This is a genomic window from Ureibacillus sp. FSL E2-3493 (assembly GCF_038077515.1).
Taxonomy (GTDB): domain Bacteria; phylum Bacillota; class Bacilli; order Bacillales_A; family Planococcaceae; genus Ureibacillus; species Ureibacillus halotolerans.
Genome location: NZ_JBBOPK010000001.1, coordinates 2,226,104 through 2,245,475, shown reverse-complemented (window position 1 = coordinate 2,245,475; position 19,372 = coordinate 2,226,104). Strand labels below are relative to the sequence as shown.

General features: G+C 35.9%; 24 protein-coding genes and 1 other annotated feature. Of the genes, 23 read left to right on the top strand and 1 reads right to left on the bottom strand.

Annotation, left to right across the window (positions count from 1 at the left end; translation table 11 throughout):
- Nucleotides 1–21 precede the first annotated feature (21 nt).
- From MHH69_RS11615 to MHH69_RS11515, 21 genes are all read left to right on the top strand, one after another.
- The gene (locus MHH69_RS11615) at nucleotides 22–1,323 is read left to right on the top strand and encodes a bifunctional folylpolyglutamate synthase/dihydrofolate synthase (protein ID WP_122971610.1); all 1,302 of its coding nucleotides are present in this window, start codon (nucleotides 22–24) and stop codon (nucleotides 1,321–1,323) included.
- On the top strand, nucleotides 1,304–2,554 hold the full coding sequence (locus tag MHH69_RS11610) for a bifunctional folylpolyglutamate synthase/dihydrofolate synthase (protein WP_122971611.1): 1,251 nt from the start codon (nucleotides 1,304–1,306) through the stop codon (nucleotides 2,552–2,554). The genes MHH69_RS11615 and MHH69_RS11610 overlap by 20 nt, the downstream gene beginning before the upstream one ends.
- A 163-nt stretch (nucleotides 2,555–2,717) precedes the next feature.
- On the top strand, nucleotides 2,718–3,365 hold the full coding sequence (locus MHH69_RS11605) for a hypothetical protein (RefSeq protein WP_122971612.1): 648 nt from the start codon (nucleotides 2,718–2,720) through the stop codon (nucleotides 3,363–3,365).
- Nucleotides 3,366–3,457: 92 nt separating this feature from the next.
- On the top strand, nucleotides 3,458–4,045 hold the full coding sequence (locus MHH69_RS11600; RefSeq protein WP_122971613.1) for a Maf family protein: 588 nt from the start codon (nucleotides 3,458–3,460) through the stop codon (nucleotides 4,043–4,045).
- Nucleotides 4,046–4,061: 16 nt separating this feature from the next.
- A complete protein-coding gene (radC, locus tag MHH69_RS11595; RefSeq protein WP_122971614.1) occupies nucleotides 4,062–4,760 on the top strand; it encodes a RadC family protein in 699 nt (232 codons plus the stop codon).
- Nucleotides 4,761–5,198: 438 nt separating this feature from the next.
- A complete protein-coding gene (locus MHH69_RS11590; protein ID WP_122971615.1) occupies nucleotides 5,199–6,218 on the top strand; it encodes a rod shape-determining protein in 1,020 nt (339 codons plus the stop codon).
- A 12-nt stretch (nucleotides 6,219–6,230) separates the two neighbouring features.
- Complete coding sequence (mreC, locus tag MHH69_RS11585) at nucleotides 6,231–7,154, top strand: rod shape-determining protein MreC (protein WP_122971616.1); 924 nt, start codon at nucleotides 6,231–6,233, stop codon at nucleotides 7,152–7,154.
- Nucleotides 7,154–7,678 (top strand): rod shape-determining protein MreD, encoded by a 525-nt coding sequence (mreD, locus tag MHH69_RS11580; RefSeq protein ID WP_122971617.1) that lies wholly within the window; start codon nucleotides 7,154–7,156, stop codon nucleotides 7,676–7,678. Before mreC ends, mreD begins: the two co-directional genes overlap by 1 nt.
- Nucleotides 7,679–7,707: 29 nt before the next feature.
- Nucleotides 7,708–8,376, top strand: a complete 669-nt coding sequence (locus MHH69_RS11575) for a septum site-determining protein MinC (protein WP_122971618.1) — start codon at nucleotides 7,708–7,710, stop codon at nucleotides 8,374–8,376.
- Nucleotide 8,377: 1 nt separating this feature from the next.
- Nucleotides 8,378–9,175 (top strand): septum site-determining protein MinD, encoded by a 798-nt coding sequence (gene minD, locus MHH69_RS11570; RefSeq protein ID WP_341362382.1) that lies wholly within the window; start codon nucleotides 8,378–8,380, stop codon nucleotides 9,173–9,175.
- Between the two features lie 184 nt (nucleotides 9,176–9,359).
- Nucleotides 9,360–9,815, top strand: a complete 456-nt coding sequence (gene tnpA, locus MHH69_RS11565) for an IS200/IS605 family transposase (protein WP_341362949.1) — start codon at nucleotides 9,360–9,362, stop codon at nucleotides 9,813–9,815.
- Between the two features lie 338 nt (nucleotides 9,816–10,153).
- Nucleotides 10,154–10,705: a M23 family metallopeptidase gene (locus MHH69_RS11560; protein WP_341362381.1), complete on the top strand. Its 552-nt coding sequence runs from the start codon at nucleotides 10,154–10,156 to the stop codon at nucleotides 10,703–10,705.
- Nucleotides 10,678–11,316 carry a site-2 protease family protein gene (locus MHH69_RS11555; protein WP_241559370.1) on the top strand — a complete coding sequence of 213 codons (639 nt, stop codon included), beginning with the start codon at nucleotides 10,678–10,680 and terminating at the stop codon, nucleotides 11,314–11,316. The genes MHH69_RS11560 and MHH69_RS11555 overlap by 28 nt, the downstream gene beginning before the upstream one ends.
- A 43-nt stretch (nucleotides 11,317–11,359) precedes the next feature.
- Nucleotides 11,360–11,438 (top strand) — a sequence feature (ribosomal protein L21 leader region).
- 14 nt (nucleotides 11,439–11,452) lie between these two features.
- Nucleotides 11,453–11,761 carry a 50S ribosomal protein L21 gene (gene rplU / locus MHH69_RS11550; RefSeq protein WP_122973208.1) on the top strand — a complete coding sequence of 103 codons (309 nt, stop codon included), beginning with the start codon at nucleotides 11,453–11,455 and terminating at the stop codon, nucleotides 11,759–11,761.
- Between the two features lie 18 nt (nucleotides 11,762–11,779).
- Nucleotides 11,780–12,124: a ribosomal-processing cysteine protease Prp gene (locus MHH69_RS11545; RefSeq protein WP_122973209.1), complete on the top strand. Its 345-nt coding sequence runs from the start codon at nucleotides 11,780–11,782 to the stop codon at nucleotides 12,122–12,124.
- A gap of 16 nt (nucleotides 12,125–12,140) precedes the next feature.
- The gene (gene rpmA, locus MHH69_RS11540) at nucleotides 12,141–12,440 is read left to right on the top strand and encodes a 50S ribosomal protein L27 (RefSeq protein WP_121212831.1); all 300 of its coding nucleotides are present in this window, start codon (nucleotides 12,141–12,143) and stop codon (nucleotides 12,438–12,440) included.
- A gap of 225 nt (nucleotides 12,441–12,665) precedes the next feature.
- The gene (locus tag MHH69_RS11535; protein WP_122973210.1) at nucleotides 12,666–13,190 is read left to right on the top strand and encodes a Spo0B domain-containing protein; all 525 of its coding nucleotides are present in this window, start codon (nucleotides 12,666–12,668) and stop codon (nucleotides 13,188–13,190) included.
- A 5-nt stretch (nucleotides 13,191–13,195) separates the two neighbouring features.
- The gene (obgE, locus tag MHH69_RS11530; protein ID WP_122973211.1) at nucleotides 13,196–14,485 is read left to right on the top strand and encodes a GTPase ObgE; all 1,290 of its coding nucleotides are present in this window, start codon (nucleotides 13,196–13,198) and stop codon (nucleotides 14,483–14,485) included.
- A 41-nt stretch (nucleotides 14,486–14,526) separates the two neighbouring features.
- A complete protein-coding gene (locus MHH69_RS11525) occupies nucleotides 14,527–14,982 on the top strand; it encodes an ACT domain-containing protein (RefSeq protein WP_122973212.1) in 456 nt (151 codons plus the stop codon).
- Nucleotides 14,983–15,084: 102 nt separating this feature from the next.
- Nucleotides 15,085–15,954, top strand: coding sequence for a prephenate dehydratase (gene pheA, locus MHH69_RS11520; RefSeq protein ID WP_341362380.1), 870 nt, complete (start codon nucleotides 15,085–15,087; stop codon nucleotides 15,952–15,954).
- Between the two features lie 13 nt (nucleotides 15,955–15,967).
- Nucleotides 15,968–16,354 (top strand): thiol-disulfide oxidoreductase DCC family protein, encoded by a 387-nt coding sequence (locus MHH69_RS11515; RefSeq protein WP_122973214.1) that lies wholly within the window; start codon nucleotides 15,968–15,970, stop codon nucleotides 16,352–16,354.
- A 46-nt stretch (nucleotides 16,355–16,400) separates the two neighbouring features.
- Here the strand turns inward: MHH69_RS11515 and MHH69_RS11510 are convergent, their stop codons facing one another.
- Nucleotides 16,401–16,931 carry a transcription repressor NadR gene (locus MHH69_RS11510; RefSeq protein WP_122973215.1) on the bottom strand — a complete coding sequence of 177 codons (531 nt, stop codon included), beginning with the start codon at nucleotides 16,929–16,931 and terminating at the stop codon, nucleotides 16,401–16,403.
- Nucleotides 16,932–17,077: 146 nt separating this feature from the next.
- Here MHH69_RS11510 and MHH69_RS11505 point away from each other — a divergent pair, with 146 nt between their 5' ends.
- Nucleotides 17,078–18,391 carry a LysM peptidoglycan-binding domain-containing protein gene (locus MHH69_RS11505; protein WP_158599728.1) on the top strand — a complete coding sequence of 438 codons (1,314 nt, stop codon included), beginning with the start codon at nucleotides 17,078–17,080 and terminating at the stop codon, nucleotides 18,389–18,391.
- Nucleotide 18,392: 1 nt separating this feature from the next.
- Entirely contained in the window at nucleotides 18,393–19,250 is an 858-nt protein-coding gene (locus MHH69_RS11500; protein WP_341362379.1) for a phosphotransferase, read from the top strand.
- Nucleotides 19,251–19,372 lie beyond the last annotated feature (122 nt).

The window sequence follows — 19,372 nt, the reverse complement described above, 5'->3', positions numbered from 1 at the left end:
ATGAATCGAGGAGAAGAAAATATGTTTCACTCTATAGAAGAATGTACGAATTTCATCTTTACATTAAAGGCAAGTACATATAAAGGACAACCGCTAGAAGCTGTTCGGAAAATTTTACAGCTGTTAGGAAATCCCGAGGAAAAGGTAAAGTTTATTCATTTTGCTGGATCGAACGGGAAAGGGTCCACTTTAAATGCAACCCGAGCTATTTTAACGGAACATGGATTGCGAGTTGGCGCTTTTATTTCACCCCATTTAGAAAGGGTGAATGAACGGATTACGATTAATCATACTCAAATTTCGGATGAAGCATTTTTACAATATGCCAATAAAGTCGCAAAAATTATCGAAACAAATTTGGATGGACAGTTTCCAAGTTTTTTTGAAATTATGACAGTCATTGCTTTAATGCATTTTGCGAATGAAAAGGTCGATGTCGCCTTAATGGAAACAGGAATTGGCGGACGAATCGATTCTACGAATGTCATCACACCAGAAGTTTCGGTCATTACAACGATTTCTTTAGAGCATACCGACATATTAGGGGATACGATTGAAAAAATCGCCTTTGAAAAGGCTGGAATTATTAAATTTGAAAAGCCTGTCGTTGTTGGTGTGAAACAAATGAACGCGCAAAAAGTGATTAGACAGCGGGGCGCGGAATGCAATGCACCAATGTATTTTTTAAATGAGTCAATTGTTACATCAAATGAAAAAATAGGGCTACTACAACAATTCGACTATCATTTTCAACAACACGTTTTTCCTTCCATTCCTTTAGCGATGCAAGGAAATCATCAAATTGATAATGCAGCATTAGCGATTACAGCTTCTTTACTCTTTGATCGTAATATTAAAGAATCTACTATTCGGCAAGCATTGCAAAATGCACGCTGGGAAGGAAGATTCGAACAGATAGGTGAGGGTGTCATTATTGACGGAGCCCACAATTCCGAAGGTACTACAGCTTTAATTGAAACATTAAAAAAAGTGTATCCAAACAAACAATACAAATTCATCTATGCCGCATTACAAGATAAAGATCATGAGATGAGTATTCAAATGATGGATCAAGTGGCATCAGCGATGAATTTTACTGAAATTGATTTACCCCGTGCAGCGAAAGCTCGGGTCTTAGCAAGCAAGTCAAGCCATTCGAAGGTGAATGTCAATGAAAATTGGATGCAGTTAATCGAAGTTGAATTGGCTAATAGAAAAGAAAATGAACTTTTAATTATTACAGGATCATTATACTTCATAGCAGAAGTTCGAAAATTTTTAGTAGAGAAGGAAGAGAACTGTCATGATTCCAAAGTTAGATGACTATAAACGGAAATGGAACGTAGAAAGTGACCTATCCATAAAACCGGGATTAGAAGCAATCAAAGCCGCTTTAACAGCACTTCATCATCCACAAGATCAGTTGCAAGTCGTTCATATAGCTGGGACTAATGGAAAAGGTTCCACTTTGACTTTTATTGAGCAAATTGCAAAAAATCATGGACTAACCGTCGGAAAGTTTATGTCCCCTTGTATTGTTGATGTTCATGATCAAATACAAATCAATGGGGAACCAATCACCAATAAGGAAATGGATAAAATTTTTCAACAGTTGAGTCTATCGGGTTTAAGTGGTAAGTTAACTGATTTTGAACTGTTAACTTGCATCGCCTTTCTTTATTTTGCGAAGAAAAAGGTAGATCTTGTTTTGCTTGAAGCTGGAATGGGGGGAAGAGAGGATAGTACAAATGTGGTAACGCCACTACTTTCCATCATACCAAGTATTGCATTAGACCATACGAAGTTTCTTGGACCAACCATTCAAAGCATTGCAAAGCATAAAGCGGGCATTATTAAACAAAGTAGACCAGTGGTTATAGGGCGATTATCGGAAGAAGCATTAATTGTTGTGAAAAATGAAGCCGAAAATAAATCAGCACCCGTTTTAGCTTTAGGGGAACATTTTGATGTGGCAACGGTTGGTGAAGAAGATGTTTATCGCAATAAGGAACAAGGATTGGAAATACCTCACCTTACACGTTTATTACCAGGAAAACATCAAGCAGATAATATGGCTTTAGCCATTACCGCTTTCATCAAAATTGCACAACATTTTCGAATCCCGTTGGAAATCGGAAAAATTCAACAAGGTGTAAAAAGTGCCCAATTGCCTGGAAGGTTTGAGGAAGTAATGCCGAATGTGTATTTTGATGGAGCCCATAATCCTGCCAGCGCAAATGCTTTAGTTCAAACGATTAGATCCCAATTTCCGAATGACCCTGTCCGTTTTGTGATTGGGATGCTAGCAGATAAAGATGTTGATTCTGTCCTTCAATTGTTAGAACAAGTAAGTGATGAATTTTATTTTGTTGACTTTCCAAATGAGCGGGCGATGAAAGCAGAAGATATATGTAAATTAAGTAATGCTTCTAAAAAAGTTATTTTAACGGATCCGGTTTCCTTCATACAAAATGCGACAAATGAGCCGATTAAAACCTTTGTGACGGGATCTCTATATTTATTAGGTATCATCAGAGAACTGTTAACCAGATGAAAGTGATAGGTATGAAACAGGCAAAAAATGAGAATGTTGGTTGTAAGTAATGTTGAATTATATCGAATTTCATTAGTTTTTGCGAAATATTTTTTAAGTGAGGCGTCAAAAGTCTCGCTTTTTTTCATTGTTGATTTGTTACGGTTACAATGAGGTGATGCGAATGAAATTTCCGAAGGTTATAGGAAAAAGAGAACTTATGCATGCAGCAATTATAGGATCAGTCGCTGGGCTAGCGGGAGTGATATTTTTTATCATCTTACTCAATTCGATGAATTCTTCGACTGACCAAGCCAATGGGGGAGATGGGGAAACCGTTCCAGTACAAGCTACGGAAGAATCGAAGGAAGAAACAGCAACAAAAGATGATAAATTATCTGTGGAATTCTTCGCAAACCAATACGGGGTGTTTAAGAGTAATGAGGCGGCTACGGAATTTATATCTCAACATGCCTCTTTAAATACAAGTGCTATTGTAGAAGTGGATGGTAATTATTATGTATGGTCTTCGATTACGCCTGTAAAAGAAGAACTGATTTTGTCAGAAAATCCAACCTCTTTTGCAAAGACATTTCGATTTTCAGGTGCTGCATGTAGTGAACCAACTTTGCAAAATTTACCAACATATTTAAAAAGTAACGACCCTTCAAAATTTTATTTTGAAGAGGGGAATGTTCCTGATAATGTTCCGCAGGATTGGCAATCAATCACTTCAGCGTTATCAAGCTTTTCGCAAGATTTAGGCAATGCTCGCCTGCATTTAATTGCCCATTATTTTAGTCAAAATGACTGTATGAAAATCGAATTTTAATGAATTTTTTTAGGGGAAAAATATGATTGATAAATGAAAGTTATTTTTCAAATTTCCAATCCTCAGCTATCATAAAGGTAGGAGGAATGGACATGAATTATAAAACAGATCACCAAATCGTTTTAGCATCAGCATCACCAAGGAGAAAAGAACTTTTTTCAACGTTAGGTATTCCCTTTGATGTTGTGACAAGCAATGTAGAAGAAACAACTGTGCAAGCTGATAATTTAAAAGATTACGTACGAGAAGTAGCATTATTAAAAGCGAGAGACGTGGCAAAAAGAGAAGTAGGGAAAACAATCATTGGTGCAGATACAATCGTTGTATTCGAAGATACATTGTTGCATAAACCAAAAACAGAGGAAGAAGCCATCTCCCACTTAACGAAATTATCAAATAATCATCACCAGGTAATGACAGCTGTAGTCATTATTTGTCCGGATGGTAACGAAGAGACACTTGTAGAAGTGACGAACGTGCACTTTAAAAATGTCCCTCTAGAATTAATAAAAGCTTACGTTCAAACGGGAGATCCTTTTGACAAAGCAGGGGGGTACGGTATTCAAACCGATGGTGTTTTATTTGTTGATCGTATTGAAGGAGATTATAACACCGTTGTAGGACTACCATTAGCAAGCCTATTTGAAAAATTAGTTGCTTTAAATATTATAAAGTTTTAAGGGAAGTGATAATTGAATGACGGTTGCCGTATTTCCAGAGCTAAAAATACGTGATGTGCATGTTGAGGATCGGCCGAGGGAAAGGTTAATTCGACAAGGAGCCCAAAGTTTATCTAACCAAGAATTAATCGCCATTCTTTTACGGACTGGTACGAAACAAGAATCGGTTTTAACGTTAGCTAATCGAGTATTAACTTATTTTGAAAAGCTTCATGAACTGAAGTACGCTACATTAGAGGAAATTGTAGCGATTAAAGGAATAGGTGAAGCTAAGGCTGTTCAACTGTTAGCAGCTATTGAACTTGGTAGAAGACTAGCCCAAAAACAAGTTGATTCTCGTTTTACGATTCGTTCCCCACAAGATGTAGCCACCTATTTAATGCCTGAAATGTCATCCCTTCAACAAGAACATTTCGTTACCTTATTTTTAAATGTAAAAAATCAAGTTTTGCATAAGCAAACGATTTTTATTGGTAGTTTAAATTCAAGCATCGTTCACCCTCGAGAAATTTTTCGAGAGGCAGTAAAACGGTCTGCTGCTTCTATTATTTGTGCCCATAATCACCCATCAGGCAATGCAACGCCGAGCCCAGAGGATATTGAAGTAACAAAACGGCTTCAAGAAGCGGGATATATTATTGGCATCGAATTAATAGACCATGTTATTATTGGAGACCATCAATTTATTAGTTTAAAGGAAAAAGGATATATGTAATCTTCCTATAATTTGAATTATAAGGGTCGAATGTCCGTTTGAACGGATTTCGACTTTTATTTTGGGCAAAATAAGTTGAAATGAAATGATGTAACATTTCATTTACAATAAGTTAACAAAAGCATGTTAAAAAGAATGGTTTATATTAAAAATAATTCTTTCATATTTCATTTTTAAATTAACGAACCTATTTTGATTTTTTTCGTCATTTGTATGGAGCGCTTGTTACAAGAATGTAAAAACTTACATAATTATTTTATTTGTTTCATTGAGAGAATCGAAATAAAATGAAAAATGTCGATAATAATTGAATGAAGTTTGACAAATATGATAGAACAGTACAAGTAGCACTATAATTTTTCGAGCTTTTCCGCTATAATAATTCTTAGTTTATAAGCAACGATTATAGAATTGCTTACAGAGAAAGGGAGTACAAAATTGTTTGGATTAGGAAATAAAGATGTCGGGATCGATCTTGGCACAGCGAATACATTAGTTTTTATTAAAGGAAAAGGAATCGTTTTACGCGAACCTTCAGTAGTAGCAAAAAATACAAAAACAGGTGACATTGTAGCAGTAGGTAATGATGCGAAAAATATGATTGGTCGTACACCTGGTTCAATAGTAGCAATTCGCCCTATGAAAGACGGTGTTATTGCAGATTTTGATATTACAACAGCAATGATTGAATATTATTTAAAACAGGCATTGAAAAATTCTGGTTCAAACTGGAAAAAACCAAATGTCATGATCTGTGTTCCTTATGGAATTACATCTGTTGAACAACGTGCGGTCATTGATGCATCTAGACAAGCTGGTGCTAAAGAAGCCTTTACAATTGAAGAACCATTTGCAGCTGCTATCGGTGCAGATTTACCAGTTTGGGATCCTACAGGTTCGATGGTTGTTGATATTGGTGGAGGTACTACAGAAGTAGCGGTTATTTCTTTAGGTGGTATCGTAACTAGTGAATCTGTTCGTATCGGTGGCGATGCAATGGATCAATCAATCATTAGTTACATTCGTAAAACATATAACTTAACGATCGGTGAACGCACTGCGGAAAAAATTAAAATTGAAATTGGCACAGCTCGTGTCGATGATAGTAATGAAAAAATGGAAATCCGTGGACGTGATTTATTAACAGGATTACCGAAAACAATCGAGATTACATCTGAAGAAATTTCAGATTCATTAAAAGAAGCTATCTCTACTATTATTGATGGCGTCAAAAAAACTTTAGAACAAACACCTCCTGAGCTTTCTGCAGACGTAATGGAAAGAGGAATTGTGTTAACTGGTGGTGGAGCACTTCTTCGTAATTTAGATAAAGTGATTAGTGATGAAACGAATATGCCTGTATTCATTGCAGAAAACCCGTTGGATTGTGTAGCGATTGGAACAGGAAAAGCTTTAGAACATATCGATTTAGTTCGTTCTCAACAGATGAAAGGGTAAGGAGGAATACCAATGCCACATTTTTTTTCAAACAAGAAATTAATATTGCTACTAGTTGGCATGATATTCCTTGTGGCATTGATTAGCTTCTCATTACGGGATCGACAAAACGCAAGCGTACCCGAACAATTTATTAAAGACACTGTTGGCTTTGCGCAATCTCTTGTTGCAAAGCCAACAAATTACATAACAGGGATTTTTAATGATATTAATTCTTTATTAAATACGTACGAAGAAAATAAGCGCTTAAAAATGCGTTTGGAAGATTTTGCTGTACTTCAGGCGGAAGTTAATACATTGCAATCTGAAAATGAATCGTTAAAAGAACTAGTAGGCAAAGAAGAGAGTTTAGCAGATTTTAATCCGCTAAATGCAACGGTTATTGCTCGAAATCCGGATCAATGGGAAGAGAAAATTATACTCAACAAAGGGTCGTCCCATGGTGTAGAATTAAATATGGCTGTAATGACAGCAAACGGATTGATTGGTAAAATTAGTTTAGTTACGCCGTTTACTTCAGAGGTAGAGTTACTTCATACGAATAATCCTAATTATCGTGTTTCTGCTATTGTTCAAGGAGAAAAATCAGATATTTTTGGTTTGATTGAAGGATATGACGTAGAGCGTAATGAATTAATATTAAAAAGAATTGATTCTAGCTTCAAAGTAAATGTTGGAGAACAAGTTGTCACTTCTGGATTAGGAGGAGTCTTCCCGAAAGGTATTCCAATTGGGGAAATTACGGAAGTAACAACGGATGATTATGGACTAACAAAACTTGCATATGTAAAACCGGCTGCAGACTTTTCTTTATTAGAGGATGTTGTCATTGCCCAAAGAACAGTTATTTCAGTAGACGGTTCTGATGGAGGAAATACAAATGCAGATTTAACGAACGGCACGACAAATGAAACTACTGACGAAGGTGAAGAGTAATGGTAAGATTTTTAATTCCCTTCGTTGCAGTCGTTTTATTTTTGCTTGAACCAGAATTTGCGTTATTCTCTCCTATTGATTGGGGAGGCGAAACAGTTTACTTTGTACCACGTTTTGTCATCCTTTACTTAATTTTCATTTCTATTTACTACAGTCGTAAAAGAGCTTGTATATATGGTTTAATTTTTGGGCTCTTGTATGATGTGTTTTACATTGATATTATTGGATTATATTCCTTTTTATACCCTGCAGTTTGCTTTATAGCTGGATCATCCGTGAAATTCATTCATCAACATTTAAGCGTTACGACGATTTTATCGTTAATTTTAGTTGCTCTTATGGAAGTTGTTTTATATTATTTCTTTTACTTCATTCAATTTACTACGATTCCAGTAGGTGAATTTTTAAGTAACCGCCTACTACCAACAATGATAGCTAATTTATTATTTTTAATAATGCTTGGTTGGGCATTTAAATATTTAATCAACGCGCGTGTGTTGCAGCGTGCCCAAGATAATTCTTAAATTGATTTGGCGTGAGGTGTCGCTTAATTATGAAAAAACAGCTTGTCCATATTAAAGGGACAAAAGAAGGGTTAGTACTTCGGCTAGACGATCAGTGCGCCTACGCAGAACTAGTAGAGGAACTGAAACGCAAAGTTTCAGAAGGCGGAATTGATGGAAAGGTAGATGTTCAACTTCATTTAGGAAAACGTTATCTTTCGACTGAACAACAAGAGGAACTTATTGCAATTGTACAAAGCCCTGGGAAAATGCACGTGTCGAAAGTGCATAGTGATGTCATAACTATCCAAGAAAAAATGGAGATAGAGCAAGCTAGTCAATGTGAAACATATATAGGAATCGTCCGTTCGGGACAAATCTTAAATGCGATTGGAGATATCGTTGTTATTGGTGATGTCAATCCAAACGGGAAAATAGAAGCTGGTGGCAGTATATATGTGTTGGGTAATTTAAGAGGAATTGCCCACGCTGGATTAAAGGGAAATAAAGAAGCGATTATCGTTGCTTCACATTTTGAACCTACGCACGTATTAATTGACGATCAAATTGAAATTATGTCAAATGAAAAGCCATTTGTTAAAGAAAATGCGGAACAAATTTTTGCATATATTAATCAAGAAGGCCACATTTCTTATGAACGAGTACAAGAAGTGAGAAATATACGACCATTATTAAGTACGGTTAAAGGAGGAAGCTAATGTGGGGGAAGCAATCGTTATAACTTCAGGTAAAGGCGGGGTAGGTAAAACAACAACAACTGCCAATCTGGGAACTGCATTGGCTCTTCAAGGGAAAAAAGTATGTTTAATTGATACAGATATCGGTTTACGTAACTTAGACTTAGTATTAGGTTTAGACAATCGAATTATTTATGACTTAGTCGATGTCGTAGAAGGTCGCTGTAAAATTCATCAAGCGTTAGTAAAGGACAAGCGTGTTGATGAAAAACTATTTTTATTACCTGCTGCTCAAACGACGGATAAAAATGCCGTTACACCGGAGCAAATGAAGAGTTTAGTCGATGAACTAAAACGTGAATATGATTATGTTTTAATTGATTGTCCTGCAGGTATTGAACAAGGTTACAAAAACGCTGTAGCAGGTGCTGATCGAGCGATTGTCGTAACAACACCAGAAATTTCGGCTGTTCGCGATGCGGATCGAATTATCGGTTTATTGGAACAGGAAAATATTGAACCACCTAAATTAATCATTAATCGTATTCGAAAAGATTTAATGAAAAATGGGGATACCCTTGATATTAATGAAATTACAACCCACCTATCTATTGATTTATTAGGTATTGTCATTGATAGTGAGGATGTTATTAGTTCTTCGAATCGTGGGGAACCAATTGTTATGGATCCAAACAATAAAGCTTCTCTAGGATATCGTAATATTGCGAGAAGAATATTAGGTGAATCGGTTCCATTAATGGCGCTGGAAGATCATTCAAAAGGCATGTTTAAAAAGTTGATTTCTATTTTTTCAAAATAGTCTAATAGAGAAAAAGGTTATTGATGTCCGAATCAATAACCTTTTATTAATTCTTTTAAAACCACGTGCTCTGCACGTGTGAAAATATACTTTTAGAGTGGTAATGGAGATGGAATTAAAAACTCCTCTCGATATAATGAAAATGGCCGTCAAACCAAATTCAAATCGAGAGGAGTTTTGCTCAATGTCGAGCGACAATAGTTTATCACACACAAGATGGAATTGTAAGTATCACATAGTTTTTATACCAAAATACAGAAGGAAAGTAATCTACGGTGAATTAAGAAAAGACATCGGAGCGATTTTAAGACGTCTATGTGAAATGAAAGACGTAGAACTCATAGAAGGACATGCAATGCCAGATCATATACATATGCTGGTTAAAATTCCTCCAAAATTATCCGTATCACAATTCGTAGGCTATTTAAAAGGAAAGAGTTCTTTAATGATTCACGATAGACATGCAAATTTAAAATATAAACACGGAAATCGAACGTTTTGGGCAAAAGGATATTATGTCACTACAGTAGGTCTTAACGAAAAAGCGGTAGCAAAATACATTAGGGAACAAGAAGCTGAAGATCGATTACGTGATCAAATGACGAGTAGAGAATATATAGACCCATTTAAACGAGATTAAAGAACAAATACGGTTGACGGTCAATTAAAAAAGCCCCTTTAGGGGCAGTTAGTAAGGAGCCCTTATAGGGCGTTACTAAAACCGCCTGTTTTACAGGCGGATATTTATTTTTTATAAATAGACGTTTTTTAGAAGAGACGGTTCATTTCATTTCCTTTGTTAAATTATAGGTAATTCGTATCCTTTTGTGTACGTAAATTTTCTTTTTTGTTTGTTGACCTTTTTTTAGGTCTCTATTTTTTATAATTCGACTAAATTGGACAGTTTCTTTTTTCGTTCAAATTGAATCCTATTTTCATATTTTTCATATACTATGAAAAATGAGAATGGATGAGGTAGTGAACAAATTATGGAAATGGATTGCTGCTGTTCTTCTCTGCGTAGTTGTATTAGTTGGAAGTCAATTACATGAAAGAGGGCAAATTGCAGTAGACGTAAATAAAATTGTATATAGTTCCGAAGATTTAACCATTATGAGAAATTTTTTAAGAGAAGTATTTGGAAAAGAACCGGATACGACGATTACTGTTTCCTCGGATAAAGTAAATCAAGAATTATTATCCTTTGTTGCTGTCAAACCTTATGATAGCGGATACTTGTTAACCTTCGAGCAGCCTATTCCGATTCTCGCGATTGAAAATGGATTGGTCGTTTATACAGGGCATTCAAAAAATACAGGCAAAACAATCTCAATTTATTACGAAGACGATACAACGGTCACATATGGCAATGTGGATTCCTTTTCTTTACTGCCTTATACTTCTATTGAGAGAGGAAGTACGATTGCGAATAAAGAACCGGGAGATCTTTATATTAAAATTGAGGAGAATGGGAAAGTTTTAAATCTTGAGGAAACGTTAGAATGGATGAAAGAGCATACGCAATCATGATGCGTATGACAATTCATCCATTATTTTTACCGGTTCTTTTTAGTATGGTGTTATATGGTAACGTTTCGTATTATGCACTTATTTTATCTTCTTTAATAATTCATGAAATTGGCCATATAATTGCTGCTTATCTTTGTAAAGTAAAAGTGGAACGCTGTGTTATTATGCCCTATGGCGGTGAAATAGTATTGAGAGGTGGTATGTCTATTTCGCCACGAAAACAATTCATCATCGCCATAGGTGGACCGCTTGCTACAATCGGATGTATCGCTGTGACACCATTGTTGGATCCTTTAGTAGCGGATCCATTTTTAAAAATTCAACTTATTTTACTAGCGATTAATATCATTCCAATTTGGCCATTAGATGGTGGTCGAATGATGTTATCATTAATTTTAATTTTTCATCCGCGTATTCGAATGATTGAACTTTATTTAACATTATCATTACTACTCATTACGATTTCGGTATTTATCACCTTTATTTTATTGCCAAAAACTTTATTTTTATTAGGATTGAGTTTATTTCTACTCCTTCAAATCGTCAATGAATGGAGATATCGAAAATATCGGTTTGCCTTTGAGAAACATGTTATGAAAAGATTGACGTGAGAGTATTGTTGTGGTAGTATTTTTAATGTTATTGTTTGTAGCACCCGTGCTACAACCGCTCTGGAAAGGTTTTTTAAGAATCGAAAGATCACCTTTCGTTACAGGCGAGTCTGAGTCTAAGAGGAGGTGCATTTTAATGTACGCAATTATCGAAACTGGTGGAAAACAAATCAAAGTAGAAGCTGGACAAGAAATCTATGTTGAAAAACTAGGTGTTCAAGCTGATGAAGTAGTAACATTTGATAAAGTTTTATTCGTAGGTGGAGAAACAGTGAAAGTTGGAGCTCCAACTGTTGCAGGTGCTACTGTTACAGCGAAAGTTGTAAAAGAAGGACGCGCTAAAAAAATTACTGTATTCAAATACAAAGCGAAGAAAAACTACCGTCGTAAACAAGGTCATCGTCAACCTTACACAAAATTAGTTGTTGAATCAATCAACGCTTAATAAATCGAGGTGAATAAAATGATTACTGTTACGATTCATCACGATGAAAATAGACATGTTTCTGCATATGAATTCTCAGGTCATGCTGAGTACGATCAAACGGGGAAAGATTTAGTATGTGCAGCTGCATCTACAATTGCCATTGGTACTGTAAATGCAATTTATGCTCTACTTCAAATTGAACCGAAAATTGATCAAGCAACAGAAGGCGGTGGCTACCTTCGTGTAGATCTTCCTACTGATATAGACGGAGAAGTCGATGCAAAATTACAACTTATTGTCCAAGTAATGACTGCTCAAGTTTACTCGATGGTTCAAAACTATGGACAATATATTCAAATTAACTACAACCAAGTAGCCTAGTAGGAGGTGGAACGAAATGAAATTGTTACTATCTTTAGACCTTCAATTTTTCGCTTCGAAAAAAGGGGTAGGTTCTACAAAGAACGGACGTGACTCTGAAGCAAAACGCCTTGGTGCGAAACGTGCTGATGGTCAATTCGTAACTGGTGGTTCAATTCTTTACCGTCAACGCGGTACAAAAATTTACCCAGGTACAAACGTAGGCCGTGGTGGAGATGACACACTTTTCGCTAAAGTTGACGGCGTTGTTAAATTCGAACGTTTAGGCCGCGACAAGAAAAAAGTAAGTGTTTACCCTGTAGCTCAAGAAGCTTAATTCCATATTTAAATGAAAGGACTGCTAGACAGCAGTCCTTTTTCATGTGTTAAGGGTATATTTTTAATTTGATAAAAATGACGAATGATACTATATCTCTAATGGATAACTGAAATTTTCTTATAGTATTCTTACAGAATTAGGGGAAAAAAGGGAAAAGTATAGAAAAACTTGTTATACTAAAAAAGAATTTAGTAGCATTTTTCTATCATGTGGAGGTTCAAAATGAAAACTCTATCCCTATCAGTAAATGAAGTATTAAGATTTGCAAATCATGATTATATGAATCAACTACAGCTGATCAAAATGAACTTGGATTTGGGCAGAGTAGAAGAATCAAAAAAAATTATTGAGCAAATTTCTGAACAATGTAAAACCCTTTCAAATATCAATAAACTAAAATTACCAAATACAGTAGAATGGTTACAAACGCTTCAATGGCGCTACCCAGCTTTCCAAGTGACATTAAAAAGTAATGTAACAAGTCCGGTTGATATGAAAAAAGATGAACAAATTGTAGAATACTTAGAAAAGACAGTTATTCATGTTTATGATAGCTTAGATCCATTTACTGAACATGAGCTAACGATTCAAATTGAATCAAATGAATTAGCATTCCATTTAACTTTTGAATTAATCGGAAAATGGGATTGCCATTTATTTGAACATGAAGTAACAAATTTAACCGTTCAAACATATGAACAAACTACGAATCAGTGGAAATATGCTTTGAGTATAGAACAGGAGTGAAAGTAATGTTTGTCGATCACGTAAAGATTTATGTGAAAGGTGGAGACGGCGGAGATGGTATGGTCGCCTTTCGCCGTGAAAAATTTGTCCCAAATGGTGGACCTGCAGGAGGAGATGGCGGCAATGGCGGAAATGTTGTCTTTGAAGTAGAAGAAGGATTGCGTACTTTAATGGATTTCCGATATAAACGTCATTTCAAAGCAAATCGTGGTGAACACGGGATGAGTAAGGGGATGCACGGGAAAAACTCCGAAGATCTAGTAATTAAAGTTCCCCCAGGTACAGTGGTGATGAATGAAGAAACGGGCGCTGTTATTGCAGATTTAGTTGAGCATGGTCAAAGGGCTGTCATTGCTCGTGGTGGCCGTGGTGGCCGTGGCAATAGTCGCTTTGCTACACCAGCTAACCCTGCGCCAGAACTTGCAGAAAAAGGGGAGCCAGGGCAAGAATTAAATGTTATATTAGAGTTAAAAGTATTAGCCGATGTAGGATTAGTTGGATTTCCAAGTGTAGGGAAATCGACGTTACTATCTGTCGTTTCAGCTGCAAAGCCTAAAATTGGTGCTTACCATTTTACGACGATCGTACCAAATTTAGGTATGGTTGAAACAGAAGATGGTAGAAGTTTTGCCATGGCTGATTTACCTGGGTTAATTGAAGGTGCACACCAAGGTGTAGGATTAGGTATGCAATTCCTACGTCATATTGAAAGAACTCGAGTAATTGTCCATGTTATTGATATGTCAGGTATGGAGGGTCGTGACCCATATGAAGATTATTTGACAATCAATGAAGAATTAAAACAATACAATTTACGTCTTACTGAAAGACCTCAAATTGTTGTCGCTAACAAAATGGATATGCCAGATGCAGAAGAGAATTTAAAAGAATTTAAAGAAAAAGTGGGAGATTCCGTTAAAGTCTTCCCTGTATCGGCCATTTCTCGCCAAGGTTTAAAACCGGTATTGTTTGAAATCGCTGACCTTCTTGAAGTAACACCTCATTTCGAATTGCACGATGTGGTGGAAGAAGACAGTGATGCATCCGTTCTTTATAAACACGAGAAAAAAGGTGAAGACTTCGATATTACTCGTGATGATGACGGTGCATATGTATTATCTGGCTACTCCATTGAACGTTTATTTAAAATGACTGATTTCAGTAGAGAAGACGGTGTACGTCGCTTTGCACGACAATTACGTGGAATGGGCGTAGATGACGCTTTACGTGAACGTGGAGCAAAAGACGGGGATATCGTTCGATTATTAGAATTTGAATTTGAGTTTGTAGAGTAAAGTTTGCTTAATGTATATTGGGAAGATGTTGGAGGGAAAGTATGAAAAACGTTGCGAATCAACGGTATTATTTAGTACGTGAAGACGTATTGACGGATGCGATGCAAAAAACATTGGAAGCAAAGCATCTTCTACAAAGTGGTGCAGTTTCTTCAATCTGGGATGCAGTAAAAGAAGTGGATATATCTCGGAGCGCATTTTATAAATATCGAGATGCCGTTTTTCCTTTTCACTCCATTGTTCGAGAACGTATTTTAACAATTTTTATTCAATTGCAAGACGAGAAGGGAACACTTGCCAAACTATTAGAAATTATATCGATCGCCCATTGTAATATTTTAACAATTCACCAAACAATTCCTATTCAAGGGCGTGCTAATGTGACATTATCTTTGGATGTAACAAGCATGGAAATTGAACTGGATGATTTATTACAACAATTGAAAAAGTTAGAGTTTGTTGAATCTGCAGAAGTCATTAGTTCTGGAGCGCTTTAACAACGATTGACAAGAGAGTAAGAGAGTCTTCAATTGCTCTCTCTTTTTTACATAAAATTGAAAGAAAAATCGCGCTAGTTAGAAAATGGTGGAGGGATCAAAGTGAAAGAGAAAGAGTTAAACAAAATAGCATATTTAGGACCAGAGGCATCCTTTACATATTTAGCTACAAAAAGTTTATTCCCCAATGAAACGTTAATCCCTTATACAACGATTCCTGAATGTATTGAGGCGGTATCAAGTGAAAAAGTCGATTTGGCAGTCGTGCCTTTGGAAAATGCTATAGAAGGGACAGTACCGCTGACGATTGACTATTTATATCATGAGGCAGAATTATTTATTGTGGCAGAAGTTTTGTCAAAAATACAACAACATTTAATGGTTCATAAAGCGCAAAAAGATAATTGGCACAACATAGAAGAAATTTATTCCCATCCCCATGCTTTAGCCCAATGTCATAAATATTTGTTTTATCGATTTAGTAAAGTACCTTTACATCAGTTTTCATCTACATCATCAGCAGCAAAGCTAGTTTCTGAAAATCCGGATCGTTGCATCGCAGCAGTCGGAAATACATCCTCTGCTGAAAAATATAATTTAGAGATTGTAGAGAAAAATATACATGATTTTCATTTTAACCATACCCGATTTGTCGTATTATCAAAAAAAAATATACGGCTACAGGGAAAAGAATCGGAAGGGAAAACGAAAACAACGGTGATGCTCACTTTACCGGAAAATGTATCGGGTGCGCTCCACCAAGTTCTTTCCGTTTATGCTTGGCGCAAACTGGACCTAAGTAAAATCGAGTCGAGGCCATTAAAAACGGGTTTAGGGGACTATTTCTTCATCATGGATATATTGGCCGATGAAAATGAGCCAATGATGAAGGGAGCTTTTGAAGAATTAAAGGCACTTGGCTGTACAGTGAAATCCCTCGGTACATATGATACTTATTTAACACCAGAGTGAAGTAGGTGAGGATATGAACATTATTTTATTTGATGGGGAATGTCATTTTTGCGATGCAACAGTCCAATTTATTATGAAAAGGGATCATAAAAAGCATTTTAAATTTGCATCAATTCAAAGTGATATAGGGCAAACTTTAATGGAAAAGTTTCACGTTCCAAAATCAATAGATAGTGTCATTTACATTGAAGGCGACAACTGTTATTTTAAGTCAACAGCAGTATTGCGAATTAGTCGTAAATTAGATAGAGGATGGAAAGGGTTTTATTTATTCACCATCATTCCGACACCTATTCGAGATCTGATTTATGACAAAATTGCAAAAAATCGTCATAAATTAATTAAAAACAATCAATGTAGCATTCCGAAGAAGGATGATTTAGATCGATTTTTACAGTGAAATTTGAAATAAAAAATGGGCTACTCTTTTCGAGTGCCCATTTTTATTATCCTTCTATTAAATATCCTTTTTCCCTTAACTTCTGTTCTGCAAGATTTAATTGTTCTTCAGATGAGGCAGAAAGGACATGTAAATGGGTACCGTTCGTCAGTACAGATAAATAATTTGCTTTCGTTTCATTGACTCGCTTAATGAAGCTATCCACATCATGACGATTGGACAACATCATGGAAGCGGTAATTTCACCGTAAAGAGGATGTTCAACGATCACGCTTTTTAATGTTACACCACAATCGACTATCGTTAACATTTCGTCTTCCGCCTGTTCTGCAGTATGTAAACAAACAATTTTTCTTTCATATATTTCATTATGATCGTCCCGCAGCATATAAAGGTAACCTTGACTTGTCGCAATAATCGGTTCATTTCGTGCCTTTAATAAATTCATATCATTGACGATTACTTGTCTTGATACATTCGCATGTTTAGCCAAATCTGATCCTGTTATTGGGGATTTTGAACTCTTTAATAAACGGAGCAATGTATTGCGCCGTTCTTCTCCTAATATTTTTTTCATCTTGGCACCTCTTTCATTGGAAATTTCATGTATATACATTACTCCTTCATTCATAGTTTATCACGAGGAACAACACAAATCGTTTAATTTTTTTGTGTCCTTTTCGTTTGAGTAACATATTATAAAACGAGAAAAGGAGGATGTTTGTGCGAATTCATATTGTTCAAAAAGGTGAGACATTATGGCGAATTGCCAAACAGTATGGGATTGGACTTGATGAGTTAAAACGTTTAAATGCGCATTTGGCTAACCCAGATTATATTGTTCCAGGAATGGAAATTATTTTACCGGATAATGGTTCAAATGCCAATACAAATGCAAACCCAAATAGTAATGAATCGTCAAGAATGACGAAAGAACAGCTAACTGCACCAATGACAAGAGAACAGCAAACGGCACCGATGACAAAGGAACAACAGACAGCGCCGATGCCGAAGCAACAACAAACAGCACCAATTACAAAGGAACAACAAACAGCACCAATCACAAAGCCAAAACAAACTGCACCGAAGGAAAAATTAACACAAGAAAAACCGGTGGAAAAGGCGCCTATACCAGCACCTGTTCCAATTCCGATGCCGATGCCACAGTTCGATTTAACACCACAATTCCATTTCGATTTTGCACCACAATTACAATTCCAACAACAACACCCACAAGCACAACCAATGCCGCAAGCACAACCGATTTTTATTGAAGTACCACAACAGCCAATGATGCAAGTACAGCCAATTTTTGTTGAAGTACCACAACAACCAATGCCGCAGCCAAAAGTAGAAACAAAAGTAGAAAAAGAAGTGGAATATGTACCTGTTCCGCAACCTCAAATTATTTATGTACCATGTATGCCGCAATACTATCACCATCCGTGTGAATGTTTCGAGCAACCACATTATTTTGATTTGTGTGGATGTCAGGAACAACCATATTATCATCATCAACCATACCCATGTGGATGTCAGGAGCAACCTGTACAACATCATGACTGCGGATGCGGTGGCGGCTATCGGAATGAAGTAATGCCTTATGGACTTCCGCATTTTGAACCGAATTATGATGTTTCCCCTTCAATGGATGTGGCACCAGCAATGGATAATTCGTTCGATGATGAAGACGGTTTACCTGATTGGTTAAAGGATTCTTCTGAATTAAAAACAAAAGGTATTGAAAAAGTAGAAGATAATCATCAGGTGCTAGGTGAATTCGAAGAGAATGTTGAAAATTATCACGATGTAGATGATTTTGATGATGTCTATGATCCTGAATCTATGGGGACTTCCCATTATCCACAAAATAATTATTATGGACATCATATGTCCCAAGTGATGCCTGAACATATGCATCAAATGATGCCTTATATGATGCAGCAACCGATGATGTCACATCCGATGCACCCTAATTGCCAAAGTAATCCTTATATGAACCCTTATTCATCCCATTACACACCTTGGAAATATTAATATGCAAATTAAGAACAATATATGGAAGCAAGAGACATCAAACGGAACATTATTTATAAAAAAATATGAAAACGTTTCGGTTGCTGAAAAAGTAAAATCGATTCATAAACAATTGGATTCGATTAAGTTTCCATATGTTATTCCGTTAGTGAAAAGTAAGGAAAAGGATTTAGTTATTCAACTTTGGCAAAATAATAGTTATAGTGCCGATTTTTCCAATACCGATCAAAGAAAGCAAAGTTATAAAATATTAAAAGCATTACATGATACGGGAAATGTCATTGATTGGAAAAGTCAAGTCATTTTCCCAAGACAGCATCTTTATCAAAAATGGAATGCACGATATGAACGATTTCTTATTAATGAAAAAGAATTAATTCCCTATTTACAACACACTTATTATGATATTACTCTTTTTGCAAGCAGAGTTTTGAAACAAATGCGAAGAAAAAGGCATAAAGTGAATGGGAAACTCACTTTGTTACATGGGGATGTCGTTCATCATAATTTTTTAATCTGTGAAGATAAGAAAATGAAATTAATCGATTTTGATCTAGCCGTAGTAGGTGATTCAGCGGAAGAAATGATATTATGGATGCACCGTGTTTTACCTACTATGGATTACGATTTGAAAAAGTTGTTTAAGGAAATTCCGTATCTTCATCAATTGTGTTTACCAAAAATAAATTATTTACAGTATCCGAATGAGCTGTTACGAGAATGGCTCTATGTACTGCAATTAGGTAAGTATGAGCGAGATGCTTTCTTAGACTATTTAATGCCATTTACAGAAAAAGCGTTAAGGCATTGGCCTGATTTAATTATAGAAACAGAAAAATTACATTCAAACTATCAATAATTGGGGAAAGTTTGATAAAATAATAGAAAGCAAAAGAAAAACAATTGGCCGTCTATAAAGACGGTCTTTCTTTGTTCATTTACGCAATGGTGGAAAAGGATTCTCTAACCTTCCATTCAGAA

What these genes read in the sequence shown, in the direction of transcription:
- MHH69_RS11615 (WP_122971610.1), top strand. Translation starts at nt 22, where the DNA reads ATGTTTCACTCTATAGAAGAATGTACGAATTTCATCTTTACATTAAAG.
- MHH69_RS11610 (WP_122971611.1), top strand. Translation starts at nt 1,304, where the DNA reads ATGATTCCAAAGTTAGATGACTATAAACGGAAATGGAACGTAGAAAGT.
- MHH69_RS11605 (WP_122971612.1), top strand. Translation starts at nt 2,718, where the DNA reads ATGAAATTTCCGAAGGTTATAGGAAAAAGAGAACTTATGCATGCAGCA.
- MHH69_RS11600 (WP_122971613.1), top strand. Translation starts at nt 3,458, where the DNA reads ATGAATTATAAAACAGATCACCAAATCGTTTTAGCATCAGCATCACCA.
- radC (WP_122971614.1), top strand. Translation starts at nt 4,062, where the DNA reads ATGACGGTTGCCGTATTTCCAGAGCTAAAAATACGTGATGTGCATGTT.
- mreC (WP_122971616.1), top strand. Translation starts at nt 6,231, where the DNA reads ATGCCACATTTTTTTTCAAACAAGAAATTAATATTGCTACTAGTTGGC.
- mreD (WP_122971617.1), top strand. Translation starts at nt 7,154, where the DNA reads ATGGTAAGATTTTTAATTCCCTTCGTTGCAGTCGTTTTATTTTTGCTT.
- MHH69_RS11575 (WP_122971618.1), top strand. Translation starts at nt 7,708, where the DNA reads ATGAAAAAACAGCTTGTCCATATTAAAGGGACAAAAGAAGGGTTAGTA.
- tnpA (WP_341362949.1), top strand. Translation starts at nt 9,360, where the DNA reads ATGTCGAGCGACAATAGTTTATCACACACAAGATGGAATTGTAAGTAT.
- MHH69_RS11555 (WP_241559370.1), top strand. Translation starts at nt 10,678, where the DNA reads ATGGATGAAAGAGCATACGCAATCATGATGCGTATGACAATTCATCCA.
- rplU (WP_122973208.1), top strand. Translation starts at nt 11,453, where the DNA reads ATGTACGCAATTATCGAAACTGGTGGAAAACAAATCAAAGTAGAAGCT.
- MHH69_RS11545 (WP_122973209.1), top strand. Translation starts at nt 11,780, where the DNA reads ATGATTACTGTTACGATTCATCACGATGAAAATAGACATGTTTCTGCA.
- rpmA (WP_121212831.1), top strand. Translation starts at nt 12,141, where the DNA reads ATGAAATTGTTACTATCTTTAGACCTTCAATTTTTCGCTTCGAAAAAA.
- MHH69_RS11535 (WP_122973210.1), top strand. Translation starts at nt 12,666, where the DNA reads ATGAAAACTCTATCCCTATCAGTAAATGAAGTATTAAGATTTGCAAAT.
- obgE (WP_122973211.1), top strand. Translation starts at nt 13,196, where the DNA reads ATGTTTGTCGATCACGTAAAGATTTATGTGAAAGGTGGAGACGGCGGA.
- MHH69_RS11525 (WP_122973212.1), top strand. Translation starts at nt 14,527, where the DNA reads ATGAAAAACGTTGCGAATCAACGGTATTATTTAGTACGTGAAGACGTA.
- MHH69_RS11515 (WP_122973214.1), top strand. Translation starts at nt 15,968, where the DNA reads ATGAACATTATTTTATTTGATGGGGAATGTCATTTTTGCGATGCAACA.
- MHH69_RS11510 (WP_122973215.1), bottom strand. Translation starts at nt 16,931, where the DNA reads ATGAAAAAAATATTAGGAGAAGAACGGCGCAATACATTGCTCCGTTTA.
- MHH69_RS11500 (WP_341362379.1), top strand. Translation starts at nt 18,393, where the DNA reads ATGCAAATTAAGAACAATATATGGAAGCAAGAGACATCAAACGGAACA.